Source organism: Bacillus cereus group sp. BfR-BA-01382 (assembly GCF_022663475.1).
Lineage (GTDB): Bacteria > Bacillota > Bacilli > Bacillales > Bacillaceae_G > Bacillus_A > Bacillus_A thuringiensis_S.
The window spans coordinates 1-20,605 of sequence record NZ_JAKUFQ010000097.1; the positions used below are offsets into that span (position 1 = coordinate 1).

Below are 20,605 nucleotides of genomic sequence, written 5' to 3' on the forward strand. Positions count from 1 at the left end.
CTCTTCTTTATCCATTAATAGAGCGAATGGGAAAACGCTAATTTGCAACTCTTTCCAATATGTAACCATCGCTTCAAATATATCGGGATAATTTTGCTCTAATCGGCTTGATAATTTATGTATAATGTTATTGGATTGCTCCTCATTATGACCTGTAAATGCTGGAATCACCTTAATCGTATTTCCAAACTTTTCTACCTCTATTTCTTCTTCTACCTGACTTTCTATCATTTTATACAAAATAGAAGTTTTCAAATAGGGGTGCTGCTCTTCGTCTATTAAAAATTTCTTTAAAACAGGTAATGCAAGATCTAAATCTTTTAACGAAAGTCGCTGAATCGCTCTTAGCTTCTGTCCAAAGTTTTCTCCAAAAATTTCATTAGTAAACTCATCCAATTCAAAGTTTGAATCCACTAGCGATGCGTCTCCCTCATTTAGCATACCTTCTGCAAATAAAGCAAGCTGCGCTAATTTTTCCTTTTGATCAGGCATTATATCTTTCGTTTGTAAAACCTTTTCAACAGTTTCAATAACACCTTCATAATCATTTGTTTGAACTAAAATTGTTACGTACGTTTCAAGAATATCACCAAATAAGACAACTCCTGTTTTAAGCAACTGTTCACATTTATCTTTCGCTTCTTCCATACGTTTTAATTCGAGTAAACAAATAACTGAAGCTAATTCCGTTTGTTCCGTTTCCGCATTATACTGACGTAATATTTCAAAGCAACGCAATGCATCTTCGAATTTCCGCTCTTTCAGCGCTAAAAAACCTTCATCAATATAGCGCTCTGATAGTTGTGGAAACAATACGACCGTATTTTCTTTTTTATCCATACGTCCGCCTCTTTTTCTTGATTTTAATTATGCTCAAAGTAAATATATCAAATGCGTAATGAGAACACAACATCCTTAAATCATTTGTTTGAAATATAAAAATATTTAATTTTTATATTCCGATACGAGTAAATCTCCACTAAAAATTAAAATTGTACAAATAAAAATCCCCAGCAACAAGCGCAGAGGATTCATCATTAATGGAAAGCTTTTATAATTGTGGGGTATATTACAAGGGTAATAATTTGGAGAACAATAATTGCCATAACAATCATGCTAAAATAGAAGATTGGTTTACTTCGCTTCATTAAAAACATAATAATAAGCATCGTACAAGCAAACAAACTTAAGAAGAACAAACTTGTTGTCGAACTAAGTATACCACTTGGGACAAAGAACAATAACACTACACTACAAGTACCTATAATTCCAAATAACCATTCCATTCATTCACTCATTCCCTTTCCCTCTCATAGCTGTTTTCTCTAAGCAATCAAATGTTTCACAACATCGACTACATACGTTAATTTCTCATACGCTACAAATCCAAAAGCAACCGTTAAGCCCGTTACAACTAACCCTTTCATCATTTCTTCCTCCTCGTTTTATCGTTGTTATCTTCATTATAAAAGATTAGCAATTTCTTACCATCGAACTACCTTACAGTTACCTTACAGAATTGTAAGATTTCAAAAAGGGATTGAAAAACACCTCATATCGCTTGAGGTGCTTTCACGAAATTTCTCTATAATCACTTGCAAAATTAGCTTTTTTCTCTTGGTTACTTTTCGGCGAATCGACTCTTAGACTAATAGATTTACTAAATAATTTAGGATCAAAATAATTATGCGTTACTTTTCTTAACTTACCTTCAGATATTTTCGTATTACAAGAAAACAAAAAATGAAAATCATGTTAATATATTTTTGTACAATTAAGAATTTAATTTACAAGGGGGATTATATATGTTCAAAAAAGTAGCTGCTGATGTTTTAGGGTTAAGCGATGTAGGTTCTGTCATTACACCGAAAGATTACGATAAAGTTGATGCTGATGATTACGTGATGCACGAAGATGGAGAGAAAATTTATTTTCTAATTAAATCCAAATCAGATGAATATTGCTTCACAAACAAAGGATTACTCCACCTAGATGGTACAAGCGCAACAAGTAAAAAACGCACACTGCGCCGCTATAGCTATAGTAAATATCAAATTAAAAACGTAGCACTTGAAACTGCAGGAACGATTGATTTAGATATAGAAATTAAGTTTCAAATGGGAGATGAGCATTACTCAATTGATGTTCATAAAAAACATATTGAAGAATTAAAAGATTTATATAAGGCTTTACTTAAAATTGAAGAAATTTCATACGACAACGACATTACATTACAATATGCACATAAAAGTTTAGATATGGCATCTAATGCTTTCAGCCGTATTTCAAACGCACAAGTAAACTTAGCAGAGCAATTTAAAGAGATGAACGAGATTGCCTTTAACTGGCTTGTTGATACGAAGAAACAATACAATGTGAAAGATTATGGTTTTGTATTTGAGAAGTTTATTAATAACTAATTTAAAACAAAAAACCTTGTTATCAAAAGATAACAAGGTTTTTTTAGCGTCCCAGGAGAGATTCGAACTCCCGCTCCGCCCATTCCATACTATTTTATATATTTTGATCGCAGTCTTAATATATCTTCTCCTTCGCGAATGCCTGCCGATCCCTTCCTCACATTTTTTACGACAGTCCAATTCGGATTAGTTTCATCACCGATGTTCTGTACTGTAAAGTTGCCGTCACCATATTTCCGTTGACCTTCTGCCAATTTCTCCGTTAAATCATTCTCTTTTGTTCTCGCCATCTTTGCGCCATCTCCCTTTTTATACAACCTTCTTAAACTGTCCAACTAATCACACGTCCAGTCAATTGGAGATTCTCGTTTTCCGCTTCTATTAATTGTAACACACTATCAGGGATAAGTTCCGATAACGGCTACTCAATCACACTAGAATGGTAAAAACTTTTATAACATTGCAAGTGAACAATTAGGAGAATCTGGATATGGATTTGAGTTCTACCATAAGCCTATTGATTCTTTAAATTAAATATGAGGAACAGGGCGCATAAAGTGTAACTTTAATCAACCCTCACCAATCGGACTTTTACGGACAGCCCGACCCCACCTAACTTCTTTGCTTCCGCTGAATTTTGAGGTGGGGGTCTTACTGCCCGGCAAATAGCGGGATAAACGGCGCTCTTTTTATTTAAGAAAAAGAAGTACATATGCAACTGCTTAATATCGAAGGAAAGGTCGCAGATATTAAGAATGAACTACACTTATAACCCAAACATCAATTTTTAGACAAACAAAAACCTTGTTATCAAAAGATAACAAGGTTTTTGTTAGCGTCCCAGGAGAGATTCGAACTCCCGACCGTACGCTTAGAAGGCGTATGCTCTATCCGGCTGAGCTACTGGGACATGGAGCGGGTGAAGAGAATCGAACTCTCGACCAGAGCTTGGAAGGCTCTTGTTTTACCACTAAACTACACCCGCATATGTTATTTTCTTTTCTTCGTTAGCGCCGTTGCCCTATCGACAATATTTATTATATGTATAACCATACATAAAGTCAACACCTTTTTTAAAAGAGGATAAATTTTATTATCCTCTTTTAAAAACTGCTTGTTCAACTAGTTGTCCGTCTAATGTTTCAAAACGAACTTCCATTTGATTTTCATCCATTTCTAATACAGCAAATGTCTTTTCTACACGCTGACGTGGTAATAAAATACTGCCTGGATTAATAAATAAAACGCCGTCGATTAATTCCGCACCTAATACGTGAGAATGTCCGAAGCATGCAACTTGCGCTCCTACTTCTTCCGCATGGTACGCTAGCGTTTGTAATGTCATTTTCACATTATGGCGATGTCCATGCACAACTAAGAAGCGAATTCCATTTACATCAGTTACAATTTCATCTTGAAAGTTAGCATAATCACAGTTTCCTTTTACAACACGGAAACCTTGCATTTCTTCATGAGCAGGCGTTAGCTCTGAATCACCGCAATGAATCATGATATCTACTTTCCCTTCATATTTCTCTTTCAACTGCTGTAATTCCTTCACAGAGCTATGACTATCGCTTACGATTAAAGCTTTCATCATACTCTCTCCCTTATTCTCCTAAAAACCATTCCGGGATTTTTTCTTCTAACTTACGAAGAGCACGACCACGGTGGCTAATAGCATTTTTCTCATCTGAACTTAATTCCGCCATTGCTTTTTTGTATTCTTCCACATAAAAGATCGGATCGTATCCAAAACCATTTTCTCCGCGGCGTTGTTCTAAAATAAATCCTTCACATGTCCCATTTACAATGACAGGCTTTTTATCACCTTCAGGGAAAGCAACTGCTAATGCACAATAGAAACGTGCTTTACGCTTTTCAAAGTCAATGCCATTTAATTCTTGTAACACTTTATCGATATTTGCTTGATCATTTTTCGGTTCACCAGCAAAACGCGCTGAATACACTCCTGGTTTTCCGTTTAAAGCATCTACAATAAGACCCGAATCATCCGCAATTACGATCGAATTCAGCTGTCTACTCAAACTATCCGCTTTTAAGATCGCATTTTCTTCAAATGTTTCACCTGTTTCTTCAACTTCTTCAATATGAGGAAAATCGTGTAATGATTTTACTTCTAAATCAAATCGCTCAAATAACTCAGCAAACTCACGTACTTTACCCATATTTTTTGTCGCTACAACAACTTGTTTCATACTTTCCACCTCTACTCTATATGAGATACGATGTCGCCTAAAGCTTCTTTTTGCATATCAATCAGTTGGAAAATGCCTTTTTCCGCAGCATCAAGTAGTTCATTTAACTGCGCTCTACTAAACGTCGCTTCTTCTCCAGTTCCTTGCACTTCAACAAATTGGCCTTTTCCAGTCATAATCACGTTCATATCAACGTCTGCTTTAGAATCTTCTGCATAGTTTAAATCTAAAACAACACCTTGCTCTTCAACAATCCCTACTGACGTTGCTGCTAAATAATCTTTTACTGGAATTTTAGATACTTTTTCTGCTTGTAATAACTTCTCAAAAGCTAGTACCATCGCTACATATGCACCTGTAATAGACGCTGTTCTCGTTCCACCATCTGCTTGGATAACATCACAGTCAATCCAAACTGTTCTCTCGCCAAGCGCTTCTAAATCAACTACCGCACGTAATGCTCGTCCAATTAGACGCTGAATTTCCATTGTACGTCCTGTTACTTTCCCTTTGCTTGACTCTCTAATTGTACGTTGTTCTGTTGCACGCGGAATCATCGCGTATTCAGCTGTTACCCAGCCCTTTCCTTCTCCACGCATAAACGGTGGTACACGCTCTTCAATTGTCGCTGAGCAAATCACCTTTGTATCCCCAACTTCAATTAATACAGATCCCTCTGGATGTTTTAAATAGTTCGTATGAATATGTATATGGCGTAATTCTGTTTTCTCTCTACCATCTACTCGCATAAAAATAACCTCCTCTTAATTACTACTCGTTAGTATAGCCAATTTTAAATGTATGATATGTATACAATAAAAGAAGGAGAACCCAAAAAGCAATTCTCCTTTCTTACTTAAGTATATCAAATTATTCAAGATTAAAAACTACCTGTATTCACGTTTTCTGGACGATCTACAGGTTTTATTAACTTTCCGCCCTTTTCATCTATAAGATTTGCTTTTCCATTCACTTCAATAGAAACATTTTTCACACCTTTCTTTTCTGTTAAAGATAAAACTAACGACTTCAATACGTAATTTGAAATCATATTTTTATCTGGGTTTACAAATATATTTTCATTAAAGTTTAATGTAAGATTTCCGTCTTGTAATTTCGGATTCGTAATAAGCTTAACGCCTGGATTAAAATCATTCAGGAGCGATTGATGAATCGGACCTTTTACAAGCTCATCTATAATTGCTGCATAATCATTTTCTTTTCCTTCAGCAACGCGGCGCGTTACTGGTACGTAATATTGCTGTTTATTATTATTTTGCGCCATAAAATACAGTGTGACTGGTTTTGTATTTGTTACATCTGCTACTTGTTCATCATCGAAGTTAATACCATTTGCACGGCTCACTCCTTCACCAAGCGGTGTACCAGCAACCGGCATCTTCGCCAATTTCTCACCATTTATTTGGAACTGCACTTGTTTTATCTCTGTAAATTGCGTCAACGTCCACGCTATAGATTCAATGATTTGACGCTCTTCTTCTTTCGCATAGTTTTTCATTTCTTTAGAGAAATCAATAACTGCCGTCCCGTCCTTTTTCAAATCTAAAGTCATCGTTGTATTCGCCGGAATGACTGCACGAAACCCATTCGGTAATAAATTCGTTACCGGTCCATCTTTCACAAGGTATTCTAACGTTTGCTTCACAGTCTCATTTGCTTTCGGAGTAGGTATAGCTAACGTTTGTGGTACAACATAACCATTTTTATCAACAAGGTATAGTTCTCTATTTACCATTTGCCCTTGCTTATCTTTTTTAGCTACTTCTTTCTTCCCACCCTCTGTATACGTAACTTGTTTTGGCGGATCAATTTGTTCAGTTGCTTTCTCCTGATTTATAAAGCCACACCCTGTTAGTAAAACAGCGCTCACAGTAGCACCAACAACCCATTTAAAAGTGGATTTAGGCATGCCATTCCCCCCTAAAATCTAAGTTTGTACTATTATGTATACGAGCCGTTTCACATTTTAGAACAAGCTGTGCCTCTTATAAAGTGAAACTTTAATCAGTGGAGGTTCTAACTGCCCAGCAAATAGCAAGATAAAACAAAAAAACTCCTGATTTCTCAGGAGCTCACTTATATGAATTCTACTATTATTCTTTTTCTAAATGAATATGCTTCACATTTTCAATCGGTTGACCGAACCATTTTGATGCAATTTCTTTAAACAAGCCTATTTTTCCTGTTGTTAAGAAGAGATGATCGCTTTGTTCTTCTCCTTCATTCAACATTTTACTATGATATAAGATTGTACTTACTTCACGTGCTGTTTCATCACCAGAACTAATTAGTTGTACTTTATCTCCCATTACTTTTTTAATAACAGGTCCTAAAATTGGATAGTGTGTACACCCTAATATAAGTGTATCAATATCGGTACTTTTCAGTGGTTGCAGCGTTTCTCTTACAACTTCATACGCCATTTCACTTTCGAAATTCCCACTCTCTACAAGTTCAACGAAAGGTGGACAAGCTAAACTTTCTACCATAACACGGTTATTAATAGACTTTAACGCCTCTTCGTATGCACCACTTTTCACAGTTCCAATCGTTCCAATAATCCCAACATGATACGTGTTTGTCACTTTTAAAGCTGTACGTGATCCTGGGTGAATAACTCCCACTACTGGAATTGGTAATTGTTTTTGCATCTCTTCTAATACAACCGCAGTTGCTGTATTACACGCAATAACTAACATTTTGATATTTAAATCTAGTAAATGCTCCGTCATTTCCCACGTAAATTGACGCACTTCTTCTCGAGAACGCGGACCATAAGGACAACGTGCTGTATCTCCTAAATATATGATACGTTCTTTCGGCAACTGACGAATTAATTCCTTCGCTACTGTTAAACCGCCAACTCCTGAATCGATAACACCGATTGCTCTATTCAACTTCATCACCCGTTTTCTCATTCATCATCTTTTATGTTTATCATTATATTTTACACACTTTAAGTTCGCTCACTTCAAATGCTTCTGTATGAAAATTTTCATTTGCCCATGTATAGACTAGGACCTTTTTTATTTTGCTCCTTTTTTTCATAATTTGCAAGATAGAAAAATAACCGACCTTCTATAAGAAAGTCGGTTTCTTCTATATAAAGTGCATATTCATTGCTCCATCTTTTTTTGAAAAGAAGACATTCCCATTAATAAGACGAAATGAACAGAAATTAAAATGACGATCAAAATAAAATTCAATCGATAACTATTTGTAGATTCCATAATTTTGCTCGCTACAGCTGGCCCGAATGCCATACCGAAAAAGTTAATTAAATTATATAAACCAAGGCCGACTCCAACTTTAGCTGGATTTAATGTTTTCGGAATAAATGTGTTTAATGATACTTGAATTGCCGAATAACTCATAAATGTTAAAATAACCGCAAATAAAATAAAGAGTAAGTTCCCGTCTGGAATAATCCCTAAAATTAAAAAGCCAATGATCATAACTACAGACGCTACATACATCATCCTCACATTCCCAAACGCAGGAATAATCTTTCCGGTAATAAAACTAGATACAATACCAAAGAGAGATGCAACAAACAATACAATTCCAATAACGAACGGAGACAACCCGTGCCCTCTTCCTAACAGTAATGGTAATAATAATAAACTAGCACATAACGCCACATTAATGATAAATCCGACCGCTATTAAACGCAGTAATGGTTTATTTGTAAACAACTCAATATCAATAAACGGTGACTCTGCTCTCTTCATATGAGCCTTGAATAAAAATAGGAAAGCAACAGATAACACAAAAAGCCAACTATTAATATTCACTCCTAATAAAACGGTCGTAATCAATACAAATAATAAAAATGCTCCAATGAAATCAAAGTGGAACACTTCATCGGTATGTTGCACCTCTTCTGGCATAAATTTTACGAGCAAGAAAATACCAACCATTGAAATAACCATAAATAAAAATAAATACGGCCACCCTAACGTATTTGTAATTGCCCCACCAACTAAAGGTCCAATACCAACCGCTAATGCAATAGAAGAACTAATCATTGCTAACGCACCCGGTTTTTTAGCTGGAGCAACTAATTTAGCCACCGCAATCATACTAAGCGCAATAAACGCTGCTCCTCCGCTCGCCTGCACTAGCCTTGCGAAAATGATAATCTCATAAGATTGATTCACAAACCCAACAATAGAACCAGCTACAAATATGATAATAGAAATAATTAATAGCCTTTTTACACTGTAACGATCAGCCAGTTTTCCATATATCATCGAACCAATACCGACGACTAAAGAATACCCTACTACAACCCAACTTACTTTCGATTGACTAATTGATAAATCATTAGCAATATCCTCTAGCGCTACATTAAATAACACAGCGTTCATCGGTCCTAACAAAACAATAAAACATAATGTAAAAACAAACCATTTCGAATGGTTACTTATATCTTTCCCCATGTGTAACACTCTCCTGATTACAATTTTAAAACTGTCAAACTATTGATAAAAAAATGAAGTTATTTAAATGTTGTATCACCACTAAACAACTTCATTAAATGTATAAATGGTGCTAATTTATCGTGCGATAAATTGAATTCGAAACGAAACACGTATATTGTTCGATATTCATGGAACTATCATAGTTTCAGCATTACAGTTTGTCAACGAAAAACATACAAAGTAAACTAGTTTAGTATTTTTAGTTTACTTTGTTCAAAAGTTATTATACACTAATTTCGAAGCTGATATAAGGAGGACTGGCATGATTATTCAAATTTGCATTTTTTAACTTAATAAAATGAAACGAATACAGAACTTTTATATAGAAGAGACATTATAGGAGGATTATGATGAAGAAAAAAATGTTAGTTGTATTAACAAGCGTAGAAAAATACCCAAATTTAAATAGGGCTACCGGACTTTGGCTCGGTGAAGCTGTACATTTCGTAAAAAAGTAGAAGAAGCGGGTTACGAAGTTGATTACGTCAGTCCACAAGGCGGTTATACACCAATTGATCCACATAGTTTAGCAATGGCGGAGAGCATCGATTGGGAATGGTACCAAAAGAAAGAGTTTATGAATCGCCTCGGTTCTACAATGAAACCAAGTGAAGTGAATCCAGAAGACTACGCTGTTATTTATTACGCAGGTGGTCACGGGGTTATTTGGGACTTCCCAGAAAATAAAGAACTTCAAAATATTAGCCGCAATATTTATGAAAACGGCGGTATTGTTTCTTCCGTTTGTCATGGAGCTGCTGGTTTATTTCATATTACATTAAGTAATGGGGATCGTTTAATTAGCGGTAAGAAGGTAACAGGCTTTTCAAATGAAGAAGAAAAATTAGCTGAATTAGATCAATTCGTTCCATTTTTAACAGAAGATGAACTCATTAAAAATGGAGGACTTTACGAAAAAGCTGCACAGCCTTGGGAAGCTTTTGCTCTAGAAGATAATCGTGTTATCACTGGTCAAAACCCAGCTTCAGGTGGTCCAGTAGCCGAATTAGTATTAAAACAGTTGCAAAAATAATATGTACTAAAAAAAGCAGATCTCCCTCTATTAAGGGAGATCTGCTTTTTTACGAAATCATTTGCAAAATAGCAATAACTTCTTTTTCAATTTCAGAATCATCAATTGCTTCTATATACTCTGGTTTAAAAAGTTGATACTTCTTTAATTGATAAAAATCAAGTATCGCTTTCTTTAAAGTAATATCGTACTGAATACAAAAAGAATGATCTATAATACGTCGTAACATCACATCATCTTGTACCATAAATAATTGTGCATTCATTTTATTAAAATAACCTTGTTCCATACCCGCTTCAAAAAACATTTGCAAATTATGATTACGATTTTGTTGTGCAGCGACTAATTGATCTGACAAATGCGGATATGCTTCTTTCAAATCTTGCAAAAAAACATCCGAAATATATGTCACACATTTTAAAGAGTGGATAAACGTCTTTTGGAAACGTTCTGCAAAAGACATGCTTTCATCTTGATTATCCACATCACCTTCGAGTAGATAATTCATGAAATCCTCTACTACCGCCTCAATAATTTCATCTTTCGAAGAAAAACGTTTATATAAAGTAGCTTTACTAATATCCATATATTTCGCAATTTCATCTATTTTCAATTGGCTAAAACTCGTCTTTCTAATAACGGGCTTTATTTTATTAATATAAGTATTTGCACATGCGACTTTTCTCATTTAAAAGAGCCTCCCCTTTTGTCCATACAAAATAGTATAGCAAATTCACGAATGATTATAAATGAAGTTATTATACTTATTACGCCTTTTTAGTTTATTACATTTTCATATACTATACATAAAAAACTATAATCCATTATCACCAACTGGACGGTTACAAACCAATTTTGAGGGGGGAATTTTAGGATAAAGTGAAACTTTAATCAACCCTCACCAATTGGGCTTTTACGGGCTGCTCGGCAAATAGCGGGATAAAAATACCCACTACCTTTGTTAGTAGCGGGTACTTTTTCTATAATTTATTTACAGCCCTTTTTATAGCCTTACCTATTTCCACGCTAGACTGTGGATTTTGTCCTGTAATTAAATGCCCATCTACTACCACATGCGGCGTAAAATTGGGAGCTACATAAAACAAAGCTCCTTCTTCTTTCAACTTACTTTCTAACAAAAACGGAACGCGCTTTTCTAAATGTACAGCTTTTTCTTCATCGTTTGTATAACCTGTTATACGCTTACCGGCAACAAAAAACGAGCTATCCTTATTTTTCACACCGACAAAGGAACTTACTCCGTGACAAACAGCCGCTACAATCCGGTTATCGTTATACATATTCTCAATTAAATTTGCTACATATGGATTACCTGGAAAATCTACAATCGCCCCGTGGCCACCACCAAATAAAACCGCATCATAATCCGAGAAATGAACATTTGAAATCGGCCTCGTATTTTGCAATAAAGAAGCTACATGCTTGAATTCACGAGGTATACCATTCGGAATAGACACTCTATCTATAGGTACTCTCCCGCCTTTTATTGACACAATATCAACATCAAACTTAGCCTTTTTAAATAAATGATAAGGAGCTGCGAGCTCTTCAAGCCACAAACCAGTCGGGTGTCCATTCATATCATGAGCACTTGTTGAAACTAACAGTATCCTTTTCAACTTATCCCCTCCTTATTACCTATTTATGTATGGAGTGTTCTTATCATTCATATAGCAAGTGAAGCAAACAAAAAAATAGCCGACTCTTTGTATAAAAGTCGGCTGCTTTCTTATAGTTCGAGCTCTCCCATACGAAGAAGCTCCACAACTGCTTGTGAACGTCCTTTAACCCCTAGCTTTTGCATTGCGTTTGAGATGTGGTTGCGAACTGTCTTTTCACTTATAAAAAGTTCACCTGCAATTTCCTTCGTTGTTTTATCTTGAACCAGTAATTCAAATACTTCTCTTTCTCTCTTTGTGAGTAAAGGTTTAGATTGATACGCTTTTTCCTTCAACTGGTATAACCCTCCTTGCTTAAGCCAGAGCTGTGTATGTGTAAGTTGGGTGTTTATTTAGTCAAGATATTGTATGAACGAAATGTGCAGGTGGTGAATGAAAATGGGCTTTATTTCCTATGTTATTTTAGACTTTTATACAGTGCGTACACTCTTTTTATCCACTTACTTTCCAGCGCGCCATATTTGTTCTAGCAATATACTTACAACCGTACCTACAAATAAACCATTACCGAATATATATTGCATAACAGACGGCAAGGATTGGAGTGCTCCAGACGGTAAAAACATAACGCCACTTCCAAATAATACTGCCACTCCTAAAATCGTTACATTCCTTTCACTCATCGGCACTTGTTTTATATTATTAAATCCAATTCCAATTAATTGTACGAACGAAGCCATTAAAACAGCCGATGCGACAGCCGATGGTAAAGATGCTAAGTAACGAATAATACTTGGAAAAAGAGACATTACGACTAGTAACGCACATGCCATTAAGAACGATCGTATATATTTTTGTTTTGTTAAGCGTATAAATCCTGCCGTTGCTGGTAACGGAACGATACCTACAGTTGAAAATACGGAGGAAATGATATGCGAAATCCCTCCAACCCACGTACCATCCTTCAACTGTTTTTGTTCAATAGTTGCTTTATGAATGGTAGCTTGATTAATCGCTATAATAGCTGCCACTGTATTTGAAACTAAAATACATACCATAACGAAACTGGATACTGCCATACCAGTATTCCATTTTGGAAGTCCCCAAGCAAACATTTGTGGAAGTTGTACAAAATGAGTTACTTGAGATGGAACCGTCACTTTTCCTGCAATGAGAAAAATAATCCACCCGCTAATTAATCCTATTAAAACTGCATAACTTTTGATAAAACCTCTTCCAAAATTAGACAGTATAATAACGAACAAAAATATACTAAACGCAATTATCGCTGTAAATCCATCGATTTGAGAAATAGTAGCTGTAATTCCTAGCATTCCTTTTAAAAATACACCACTTAATTGTAAACATAATAAAAGTAAAAACGTCCCTGTCACAACTGGCGTAAATAAAAATAAAATACGTCCTATAAAACCAGTTACTCCTAATCCTATTAAAATAACACCGGAGATTATCATTCCTAACTCTAAAATTTGCAGTGTACTATGCAATTGATCTTGTCCGGCAGTTGCATAAGCAAGTACTGTAAATACACCAACCCAAGATCCAGCTGGTCCATCCGCAATTGGAAGTCTATGCCCAATCCATCCTTGTAAGAAAGAAGATATACCAACTACAAAAAACGTACGCTGCATTAAATAAAATATTTCTTCCGTCGTAAGATGAAATAATCCACCAACGACAATTGGTAGTGCGATTGAATTTGCTAATAGAAATATAAACCATTGCAAAGTTCCCATAATATAATTTTGGTTATGTTGATTGTCCAAAATGTCCATCCCTTCTAGCTTTCCTATAAAAAATATATTGTAAGAATAAAAAAGAAGAGTTCTATATTCACAATTAGAACCCTCCCCAAGGTATTTAAACGATTCTTCTACACAAGATTATTGAATTCCAGCTCATTTAAGCTTCCAACAACAATATTTCCTTTATACACGACTAAACTTTTTTCTGTTTGGCGTGCTACCGCTTCAGCAGTGCATGTCGCATTTGTCAAAACAAAGCTCGCTTCATCCCCTACATTCGGCCATACCCGCTTCCCTTCATTATTTAACGTTTCTTTTCCTCCCGTAATAAAGCGAATTGCTTTTCCTAAAGACCTTTCGTCACTCCATCCAAAACGCTCTGCTAATCGATTTGCCTTTTGAAGCATATCACCTGTTCCAAACGGTGACCAATGATCTGTAATACTATCATTTCCTAATGAAACTTTAACACCTTTTTTATCTAATAACGGAATTGGAATTACTTGTTTACCAATTGGTACTGTTGAAGTAATATCAATATTTACAGCTGCGAGTCTTTCTGCCACTTCTTCAGCCTCTTTATCAGTAACACCACCAAGTCCAAGTGCATGACTAATTGTTACACGCCCTCGCCACCCTGCTTCTTCTGTTAAACTTGCCAATCTCTTCATCGTAAACGTTCCAAGATTATTCTCATCGTGTAAATGAATATCAACATCCGCATTAAATTCTACTGCGATATCCATAATTGTATGTAATGATTTTTCAATATCATTATCCACTGTAGCTGGATCTACTCCTCCGACTAGATGAGCACCCATACGCATCGCATCTTTCACGAGTTGCACAGAATTACTGCGCAATAATCCATGTTGCGGAAACGCAACAATTCTACTAGACACTCGATTTTTATATGTTTCTAATGCCGCTAACGTCGCCTCCAAATTACCAAGTCCAATAATCGGATCAACATTACAATGCGTTCTAATATTCGTTGCACCATTTCGCAGTAGTAACTCTAGCATATTTTCCGCTCTATCTTGAGCAGTTGCTAATTGCTTTAGTAAAATTTTTTCTTCTTCATTAAAACGTGTAAAAATACTTTCTGCTGGCTTACAAGCTTTCCAGGGGCCACTATAATATGTTTTATCAATGTGAATGTGCATCTCTTCGAAAGCTGGCAACATCAATAAGTGCTTAGCATCAAGCATTACTATATCTTCTTCTTGAACAACCCCTTCTATAATTTTTTTAATTCGTCCATCTTCAATGAGTAAACTACATAATTCTGTTTCTGTTCGCGAAATTCTCTCTTCTTCATATGTATACCTTGATTCAAGCATTACATTAGTCAACCAATATACTGTCATCCCTATTTCCCCCACCCTTTATTAAAAATCACCTCATAACTACAAGTTTAATATCCACTGAAAATTAAGACAATTAATATGATCGTCTCTCAAAAAAAAATGTAATACAACCCCATAGTCTTCTCATAAATTTCCATATAGAATAAAAGTATGCAGTTTGATATAAAAAGGAGTTGATTGGAATATGTCAAAAAAGTTATGTAAATCCGAAACTGATAAAATGCTATTTGGTATATGTGGTGGTTTAGGAGAATATTTTGATATTAGCTCTACTCTTATTCGTATCATTTGGGTTATTGCTGTTTTATGTTTTGGGACAGGATTTTTAGTTTATTTCATTTGTTTATTACTTATGCCACGTTCGTACTAATGGTATCATTTCATATACTTAAGAAGAGCAAATCACCTATAGAATTCTATAGGTGATTTTTTCATGAAGAATATTTCATCGTTAAATGTAATACCGCCACTTCTTCTTCTTCATTTTTATAAACATGCTTCTTATTCGCTTCAAATTGGATGGAATCAAACTCATTTAATTCGTATACATCATTCTCCACTTGAATAGACACTTTCCCTTTCATTATCGTTACAAGCTCAATCGCACCTTCATGATGAGCTTCTGGTTCATATATACTATTTGATCGTAAACAAGCACGGTGCATTTCCATCCCTGTTTCTTTCGTATAACGGAACATCGTTTCTAAATGCCACGCTTGTCCTTCATCTACTGCAAATCCTTCTCCACAGCGCGCAACAGCTACAGGTTCTCCAACAACCATCAATCTGGATAAAGGAATTGATAACCCTTTCGTTATTTTCCAAATGACAGCTAGCGTCGGATTTGTTTCCCCTCTTTCAATTTTTCCTAATGTTAATTTACTTACTCCTGTTTTATGAGCTAATTCTTCTAAACTTAATTTCTGTTCATTTCGAATTTGTCTCAATAACTGTCCAACTTGTTGAATGACTTCTTTCGTTTGTATATCTTCATTTTCTTTCATATATAAAACCACCTTAAAGTATAAAATAGTTTACTTTTATTTAATTAAAGTATATCATACTATACATAATTATTTATTTTCGAAAGGAGTGCTATACTTTATGCGCGCAATTTTATTAGGTCTTTTATCATCTGCCTTTTTTTCTGCAACCTTTATTATTAATAGAGCAATGAATGTATCTGGAACGAGCTGGGCTTGGACAGCTTCCTTCCGTTTTTTATTTGCTCTTCCTATTTTATTCCTTATCGTTTTATTTCGCAAAAACTTTAGGGGATTATGGGAAGAATTAAAAAAACATCCATTAGCATGGATCGGATGGGGTTCCGTTGCAGGTATTGGTTTTTATTCTTTATTAAGTTTCGCAGCTGTCTTTTCTCCAGCTTGGCTCGTTGCTGGAACTTGGCAAGTTACGATTTTAGCTGGTTTACTACTATCACCACTATTTTTCGTGAAAATAGAAACAAAATCAGGTACGAAACTTGTACGTGGAAAAATTCCACTTCGTAGCTTATATGTTGCATTATTTATTTTACTTGGTGTAATTTGTATGCAAGCAACTGCAGCAGGCCATATTACAATGACTCAGTTCATTTCAGGTTTTTTACCTGTCGTATTAGCCGCTTTCTTATATCCGTTCGGTAACCGAAAAATGATGGAACTTGTTGGCGGACGCCTTGATACGTTCCAACGTGTATTAGGAATGGCTATTGGAAGTCTTCCTATAACAATTTTGCTTGGTGTATATGGATTTTCTACTACTGGCATTCCAACATCCAGCCAAATGCTTCAAGGGCTTTTATTAGCATTATGTTCCGGCGTTATTGCAACGATGACATTTTTCTTTGCTACTGACTTAGCAAAAGATAACCTCGCCTTACTCGGGGCAGTTGAAGCAACACAAGCTGGAACGATGGTATTTACCGTGCTTGGCGAAATCATTTTCTTAAATGGTTCATTCCCTGGAGGACTTTCCCTCATTGGAATGATTATTATTATGTTAGGAATGGTTGCAAATAGTATTTTAAACCGTTCTGTTCCAGTCGTTAAACAGAAAAAATCAGCATAAAAAAAGGGTATGGTTCTATAGAGATGAACCATACCCTTTTTTATTGTCCCCCTATTTCGCCTTATCAGAATAGTACTTCATTGGCTGTTTATACTAAAACTTATGTTATAATACGTTTCATGCGCATTAATAGGAGGTAAATTATGTTAAAAAAAGCAATCGCTGAATTTATTGGTACATTTGTACTTGTATTATTCGGAACTGGAGTAGCTGTCACTGGCGGCGGAATTGAAGGAATTGGAACATTAGGAATCGCTATGGCTTTCGGTCTATCTATTGTAGCTATGGCATATAGCATCGGAACAATTTCTGGATGTCACATTAACCCAGCAGTATCAATAGCTATGTTCATCAACAAACGAATGAACGCTATGGAACTTTATTATTATGTATTAGCTCAAATTTTAGGTGGTTTATTAGGAACTGCAACGTTAGTAACAATTTTAAAATCTGCTAAAACACCTTTAGATAATTTAGGACAAAATGGTTTCGGAACTCTTGGTTTATCTGGAGCATTTTTAGTTGAGTTCATTTTAACTTTCGTATTCATTTTAGTTATCGTCGCTGTAACAGGTAAAAAAGGCAGTTCTTCTTTAGCGGGACTAGTAATTGGTTTCACATTAGTTTTAATTCACTTATTAGGAATTCCGTTAACTGGAACATCTGTTAACCCAGCTCGTAGTATCGCACCAGCTTTATTTGTTGGTGGAGAAGCACTTTCTCAACTATGGGTATTCATCGTAGCACCAATTCTTGGTGGTATCTTCGCAGCTATCGTAGGTAAATTCATTTTAAATACTGAAAAATAGAATTTTCAATATTTCTGAATAAAAAAAGGCGAGCCCTCATTATGAGGAAGCTCGCTTTTTTATTCTTTCATTTTAGACTTTAAATTTGTAACTAATTGATCTACCGTTACATTTGCAAGTACGTTTTCCATCGCTTCTTGCGCTTGCATTAAAATAATTTCTAATACTGATTGAATATTAGCTCCTACTGGACATTCAATGTTGGGATTTTCATGGAAGGAAAATAGCTGTCCTTCTTCTACAACTTCCACTGCTTTATATACATCAAGTAATGTAATTTCTTCTAAATCTCGAGCAAGTGTCGTACCACCTTTACCAGCTTGTACATCAACAAGTCCTGCTCTCTTCAACATTCCTGTAATGCGACGAATCACAACTGGATTTGTATTCACACTACCGGCAATCCATTCAGAGGTACAGCGAGAGTTTCGATCTATCGCAAGTAATGTCAGCATATGAACACCTACTGTAAAACGACTACTAATCCCCATCTGCACACCCTCCTTTTTATTCATTCTATTAAAAGACAACTCTTATTATTATATACTATTTTTAATTTATACATAAAGAAAAAGCATGATTTCAATAGGAAATCATGCTTTTCTCTCATTATTGACGCTTTATAAATTTCGCTAAATCTTTAAATTTAACTTTATCTGAGTAATTCATTACGCCGTTTACGTAAATGCGGCTTGTAACAGCATTTAATACCGCAATTGTCGCCAATAAGACCGCTAATGTTATCGTAATTTCTAGCATACCTGCTTCACCAGCTACAATACGTGAGAAGGTAACCATCGGTGTAAAAAATGGAACGTAAGAACTTACAACAACGATAGTACTATTCGGATCACTTAATGATTTAATACTAATGAAGAATGCAGCCATAATTAAAATCATTACCGGGAAAGATACAGCTTGTAAATCCTCCGTCTTAGACACGACAGCTCCAGCAGCAGCATACATCATCGCATATAGTAAATATCCCGTAATGAAATAAACAAGAAACATGCTGATAACCTTTGCATCTAATTTCGTAAAGTCAATTGGAATACCAAATAGTGAGGCACTTTCTAAATCAACCCAACCCAACAAATATGGAATAAGATAACCACACGCCAATATGACAAGTTGCAATAACGCCGTTGAAACAACCGCTAAAATTTTCGCATACATCATTGTAAGAGGCTTCACTTTCGGAAGCATTACTTCCATTACACGTGACGCCTTTTCAGATGCAATATTCATTGCGATTGTATTTCCGAACGCTACAATAAACATATATAAAGCAAATGTAAAGAAATAGGCAATTCCGAAAGAAGATGTACGATCTTTTATCGCTTCTTGCTTTACTTGAATTTCTGTTTGTAATTGCTGTGCAATTTCTGGTGAAACATTATTTTTGGCAATCGTCACCATCGTATATTGTTGCTTTAAATATCCTGCCATAATTGCGGAAGTTGCTTGGCTTGGAAATCCATTATACATATATGTAATCGATGGAGCCCCACCCTTTTCCGTCACATGGAATAGACCATCTAAATCGCCATCTTCTACTTGCTTATGCAGTTTATCAAAATCATCCTTTGAACCCAGTGTTATTTTTGCTGATGGCAATAGCTTATTTAGCTCATCTTTTTGTACTTTATATGTGGAACTCTCTACTACAACTGCAATTTTATCTTTATCCTTATTTTTATCATCGCCTGAAGTAAAATGATTAAATGCAAAAATCCCAAACACAACTAAAAATAAAATCGCACTCGTAATTAATGATTTTTTAGATAAAAACGCTTCCCTAAAATAAAATGAAAATACGTGAGAAAATTTACGCATCGTTATTTCGCCCTCTCTACAAAGATTTCGTTTAACGTCGGCTCTAACATTTTAAATTGTCGTAAGCTAACACCTTGCTCTTGCAACTGTTGCAAAATCTCGAGAGCTTCCGCATCGCCTTGTACTTTCACATAAAGAAGGCCTTGTTGTTTTTCATACGATACATGTATAGCTTCTAATCCCTTTTCATTCTCTACTGTATCTTCAATCGTTAAATTACGGAAACCGTATTCTTTCTTAATATCACTTAGCTGTCCTTTTACGACTGCTTCACCTTTTTTCAAAATACATACATGTTGGCAAAAAGCCTCTACTTGTTCCATACGATGACTTGATAAAATAATCGTCTTTCCGCTCTGTACTTGTTCTTCAATAATACTAGCTAACATCCCGGCATTAACTGGATCAAGGCCACTGAATGGTTCATCTAAAATGAGAAGTTCCGGATTATGAAGAAGAGCAGCAATTAATTGGATTTTTTGCTGATTCCCTTTTGAAAGCTCTCCAGCCGTTTTAAATTTATATTCTGGTATCGCTAAACGCTCTAACCAGTGATCAATAGCGTGATCTACTTCTTTCTTCGACATCCCTTCTAATCTACCAAAATATCGCAGCTGGTCTATTACTCTACTTTTTGTATATAAACCTCTTTCTTCTGGTAAATACCCAATTGTTACGCCACTATTCCCAAATGCTTTTCCATCCCACGTAATCGAACCTTCATTAGGCGTTAATAATCCGAGAAGCATTTTGATTGTTGTTGTTTTCCCTGCACCATTTCGTCCAAGTAACCCTAGTACTTCACCTTTTGGTAACGAAATTTGTAAACCGTTAACAGCTTTTGATTCCCCAAATTGTTTCGTTAAGTTTTGAATTTGTAAACTCAAAGTTTAAAGCCTCCCTTTTAGTATCATTCGTACTCTCTTTCAAAGACTAT

Annotated in this window: 22 protein-coding genes, 2 tRNA genes and 1 pseudogene; 5 read left to right on the forward strand and 20 right to left on the reverse strand. The window is 35.4% G+C overall.

The window, feature by feature from the left end; genetic code table 11:
• The coding region (locus MR160_RS26620; protein ID WP_242298492.1) for a hypothetical protein at positions 1-840 on the reverse strand (840 nt) is incomplete at its 3' end.
• A gap of 197 nt (positions 841-1,037) precedes the next feature.
• Complete coding sequence (locus MR160_RS26625) at positions 1,038-1,286, reverse strand: hypothetical protein (RefSeq protein ID WP_001983650.1); 249 nt, start codon at positions 1,284-1,286, stop codon at positions 1,038-1,040.
• Between the two features lie 519 nt (positions 1,287-1,805).
• On the opposite strand from MR160_RS26625, the gene MR160_RS26630 reads away from it, so the two are divergent.
• Positions 1,806-2,420 carry a PH domain-containing protein gene (locus MR160_RS26630; RefSeq protein ID WP_000475213.1) on the forward strand — a complete coding sequence of 205 codons (615 nt, stop codon included), beginning with the start codon at positions 1,806-1,808 and terminating at the stop codon, positions 2,418-2,420.
• 89 nt (positions 2,421-2,509) lie between these two features.
• Here the strand turns inward: MR160_RS26630 and MR160_RS26635 are convergent, their stop codons facing one another.
• The 9 genes from MR160_RS26635 to MR160_RS26675 all read right to left on the reverse strand — a co-directional run bounded on the left by MR160_RS26635 (position 2,510) and on the right by MR160_RS26675 (position 9,102).
• Positions 2,510-2,710 carry a hypothetical protein gene (locus MR160_RS26635; RefSeq protein WP_000124591.1) on the reverse strand — a complete coding sequence of 67 codons (201 nt, stop codon included), beginning with the start codon at positions 2,708-2,710 and terminating at the stop codon, positions 2,510-2,512.
• A gap of 546 nt (positions 2,711-3,256) precedes the next feature.
• Positions 3,257-3,330, reverse strand: a tRNA-Arg gene (locus tag MR160_RS26640).
• A 1-nt stretch (position 3,331) separates the two neighbouring features.
• Positions 3,332-3,405: transfer RNA gene (locus MR160_RS26645), tRNA-Gly, on the reverse strand.
• A 108-nt stretch (positions 3,406-3,513) separates the two neighbouring features.
• Entirely contained in the window at positions 3,514-4,017 is a 504-nt protein-coding gene (locus MR160_RS26650) for a metallophosphoesterase (RefSeq protein WP_000645510.1), read from the reverse strand.
• A gap of 13 nt (positions 4,018-4,030) precedes the next feature.
• Complete coding sequence (locus tag MR160_RS26655; protein ID WP_000815946.1) at positions 4,031-4,639, reverse strand: XTP/dITP diphosphatase; 609 nt, start codon at positions 4,637-4,639, stop codon at positions 4,031-4,033.
• Positions 4,640-4,650: 11 nt separating this feature from the next.
• The gene (gene rph, locus MR160_RS26660) at positions 4,651-5,388 is read right to left on the reverse strand and encodes a ribonuclease PH (protein ID WP_001261763.1); all 738 of its coding nucleotides are present in this window, start codon (positions 5,386-5,388) and stop codon (positions 4,651-4,653) included.
• 131 nt (positions 5,389-5,519) lie between these two features.
• A complete protein-coding gene (gerM, locus tag MR160_RS26665) occupies positions 5,520-6,569 on the reverse strand; it encodes a spore germination protein GerM (RefSeq protein ID WP_001126744.1) in 1,050 nt (349 codons plus the stop codon).
• A gap of 184 nt (positions 6,570-6,753) precedes the next feature.
• The gene (racE, locus tag MR160_RS26670; RefSeq protein ID WP_000774005.1) at positions 6,754-7,563 is read right to left on the reverse strand and encodes a glutamate racemase; all 810 of its coding nucleotides are present in this window, start codon (positions 7,561-7,563) and stop codon (positions 6,754-6,756) included.
• Between the two features lie 213 nt (positions 7,564-7,776).
• Positions 7,777-9,102 carry an MFS transporter gene (locus MR160_RS26675; protein ID WP_000513864.1) on the reverse strand — a complete coding sequence of 442 codons (1,326 nt, stop codon included), beginning with the start codon at positions 9,100-9,102 and terminating at the stop codon, positions 7,777-7,779.
• A gap of 392 nt (positions 9,103-9,494) precedes the next feature.
• Here MR160_RS26675 and MR160_RS26680 point away from each other — a divergent pair.
• Positions 9,495-10,177: pseudogene (locus tag MR160_RS26680) on the forward strand (type 1 glutamine amidotransferase domain-containing protein).
• A 49-nt stretch (positions 10,178-10,226) separates the two neighbouring features.
• On the opposite strand, the gene MR160_RS26685 reads toward MR160_RS26680, so the two are convergent.
• From MR160_RS26685 to MR160_RS26705, 5 genes are all read right to left on the reverse strand, one after another.
• Positions 10,227-10,865, reverse strand: coding sequence for a TetR/AcrR family transcriptional regulator (locus MR160_RS26685; RefSeq protein WP_001233034.1), 639 nt, complete (start codon positions 10,863-10,865; stop codon positions 10,227-10,229).
• 292 nt (positions 10,866-11,157) lie between these two features.
• On the reverse strand, positions 11,158-11,778 hold the full coding sequence (locus tag MR160_RS26690) for a type 1 glutamine amidotransferase domain-containing protein (RefSeq protein ID WP_044784586.1): 621 nt from the start codon (positions 11,776-11,778) through the stop codon (positions 11,158-11,160).
• Positions 11,779-11,927: 149 nt separating this feature from the next.
• Positions 11,928-12,152, reverse strand: a complete 225-nt coding sequence (gene gerE, locus MR160_RS26695; protein WP_000659484.1) for a spore germination transcription factor GerE — start codon at positions 12,150-12,152, stop codon at positions 11,928-11,930.
• Positions 12,153-12,317: 165 nt separating this feature from the next.
• Positions 12,318-13,613, reverse strand: coding sequence for a purine/pyrimidine permease (locus MR160_RS26700; protein WP_044784568.1), 1,296 nt, complete (start codon positions 13,611-13,613; stop codon positions 12,318-12,320).
• 98 nt (positions 13,614-13,711) lie between these two features.
• The gene (locus MR160_RS26705; RefSeq protein WP_000219574.1) at positions 13,712-14,953 is read right to left on the reverse strand and encodes an amidohydrolase family protein; all 1,242 of its coding nucleotides are present in this window, start codon (positions 14,951-14,953) and stop codon (positions 13,712-13,714) included.
• Positions 14,954-15,137: 184 nt separating this feature from the next.
• Between MR160_RS26705 and MR160_RS26710 the strand changes: the two genes are divergently transcribed.
• Positions 15,138-15,323 carry a PspC domain-containing protein gene (locus MR160_RS26710; protein ID WP_000038411.1) on the forward strand — a complete coding sequence of 62 codons (186 nt, stop codon included), beginning with the start codon at positions 15,138-15,140 and terminating at the stop codon, positions 15,321-15,323.
• A 61-nt stretch (positions 15,324-15,384) separates the two neighbouring features.
• Here the strand turns inward: MR160_RS26710 and MR160_RS26715 are convergent, their stop codons facing one another.
• On the reverse strand, positions 15,385-15,957 hold the full coding sequence (locus MR160_RS26715) for a helix-turn-helix domain-containing protein (protein ID WP_000661914.1): 573 nt from the start codon (positions 15,955-15,957) through the stop codon (positions 15,385-15,387).
• A 100-nt stretch (positions 15,958-16,057) separates the two neighbouring features.
• On the opposite strand from MR160_RS26715, the gene MR160_RS26720 reads away from it, so the two are divergent.
• Entirely contained in the window at positions 16,058-17,023 is a 966-nt protein-coding gene (locus tag MR160_RS26720; RefSeq protein WP_001201632.1) for a DMT family transporter, read from the forward strand.
• A 143-nt stretch (positions 17,024-17,166) separates the two neighbouring features.
• The gene (locus tag MR160_RS26725) at positions 17,167-17,832 is read left to right on the forward strand and encodes an aquaporin (RefSeq protein WP_242298495.1); all 666 of its coding nucleotides are present in this window, start codon (positions 17,167-17,169) and stop codon (positions 17,830-17,832) included.
• A gap of 59 nt (positions 17,833-17,891) precedes the next feature.
• Here the strand turns inward: MR160_RS26725 and MR160_RS26730 are convergent, their stop codons facing one another.
• The 3 genes from MR160_RS26730 to MR160_RS26740 all read right to left on the reverse strand — a co-directional run bounded on the left by MR160_RS26730 (position 17,892) and on the right by MR160_RS26740 (position 20,555).
• A complete protein-coding gene (locus MR160_RS26730; RefSeq protein ID WP_000512998.1) occupies positions 17,892-18,323 on the reverse strand; it encodes an Rrf2 family transcriptional regulator in 432 nt (143 codons plus the stop codon).
• 118 nt (positions 18,324-18,441) lie between these two features.
• Positions 18,442-19,668, reverse strand: coding sequence for an ABC transporter permease (locus MR160_RS26735; RefSeq protein ID WP_001224985.1), 1,227 nt, complete (start codon positions 19,666-19,668; stop codon positions 18,442-18,444).
• A gap of 2 nt (positions 19,669-19,670) precedes the next feature.
• The gene (locus MR160_RS26740; RefSeq protein ID WP_000058118.1) at positions 19,671-20,555 is read right to left on the reverse strand and encodes an ABC transporter ATP-binding protein; all 885 of its coding nucleotides are present in this window, start codon (positions 20,553-20,555) and stop codon (positions 19,671-19,673) included.
• Positions 20,556-20,605 lie beyond the last annotated feature (50 nt).

Excerpts from the sequence above, each read along its gene's own strand:
- MR160_RS26625 (WP_001983650.1), bottom strand. The coding sequence starts at position 1,286 with ATGGAATGGTTATTTGGAATTATAGGTACTTGTAGTGTAGTGTTATTG.
- MR160_RS26630 (WP_000475213.1), top strand. The coding sequence starts at position 1,806 with ATGTTCAAAAAAGTAGCTGCTGATGTTTTAGGGTTAAGCGATGTAGGT.
- MR160_RS26635 (WP_000124591.1), bottom strand. The coding sequence starts at position 2,710 with ATGGCGAGAACAAAAGAGAATGATTTAACGGAGAAATTGGCAGAAGGT.
- MR160_RS26650 (WP_000645510.1), bottom strand. The coding sequence starts at position 4,017 with ATGAAAGCTTTAATCGTAAGCGATAGTCATAGCTCTGTGAAGGAATTA.
- MR160_RS26655 (WP_000815946.1), bottom strand. The coding sequence starts at position 4,639 with ATGAAACAAGTTGTTGTAGCGACAAAAAATATGGGTAAAGTACGTGAG.
- rph (WP_001261763.1), bottom strand. The coding sequence starts at position 5,388 with ATGCGAGTAGATGGTAGAGAGAAAACAGAATTACGCCATATACATATT.
- gerM (WP_001126744.1), bottom strand. The coding sequence starts at position 6,569 with ATGCCTAAATCCACTTTTAAATGGGTTGTTGGTGCTACTGTGAGCGCT.
- racE (WP_000774005.1), bottom strand. The coding sequence starts at position 7,563 with ATGAAGTTGAATAGAGCAATCGGTGTTATCGATTCAGGAGTTGGCGGT.
- MR160_RS26675 (WP_000513864.1), bottom strand. The coding sequence starts at position 9,102 with ATGGGGAAAGATATAAGTAACCATTCGAAATGGTTTGTTTTTACATTA.
- MR160_RS26685 (WP_001233034.1), bottom strand. The coding sequence starts at position 10,865 with ATGAGAAAAGTCGCATGTGCAAATACTTATATTAATAAAATAAAGCCC.
- MR160_RS26690 (WP_044784586.1), bottom strand. The coding sequence starts at position 11,778 with ATGAATGGACACCCGACTGGTTTGTGGCTTGAAGAGCTCGCAGCTCCT.
- MR160_RS26700 (WP_044784568.1), bottom strand. The coding sequence starts at position 13,613 with ATGGACATTTTGGACAATCAACATAACCAAAATTATATTATGGGAACT.
- MR160_RS26705 (WP_000219574.1), bottom strand. The coding sequence starts at position 14,953 with ATGACAGTATATTGGTTGACTAATGTAATGCTTGAATCAAGGTATACA.
- MR160_RS26710 (WP_000038411.1), top strand. The coding sequence starts at position 15,138 with ATGTCAAAAAAGTTATGTAAATCCGAAACTGATAAAATGCTATTTGGT.
- MR160_RS26715 (WP_000661914.1), bottom strand. The coding sequence starts at position 15,957 with ATGAAAGAAAATGAAGATATACAAACGAAAGAAGTCATTCAACAAGTT.
- MR160_RS26720 (WP_001201632.1), top strand. The coding sequence starts at position 16,058 with ATGCGCGCAATTTTATTAGGTCTTTTATCATCTGCCTTTTTTTCTGCA.
- MR160_RS26725 (WP_242298495.1), top strand. The coding sequence starts at position 17,167 with ATGTTAAAAAAAGCAATCGCTGAATTTATTGGTACATTTGTACTTGTA.
- MR160_RS26730 (WP_000512998.1), bottom strand. The coding sequence starts at position 18,323 with ATGGGGATTAGTAGTCGTTTTACAGTAGGTGTTCATATGCTGACATTA.
- MR160_RS26735 (WP_001224985.1), bottom strand. The coding sequence starts at position 19,668 with ATGCGTAAATTTTCTCACGTATTTTCATTTTATTTTAGGGAAGCGTTT.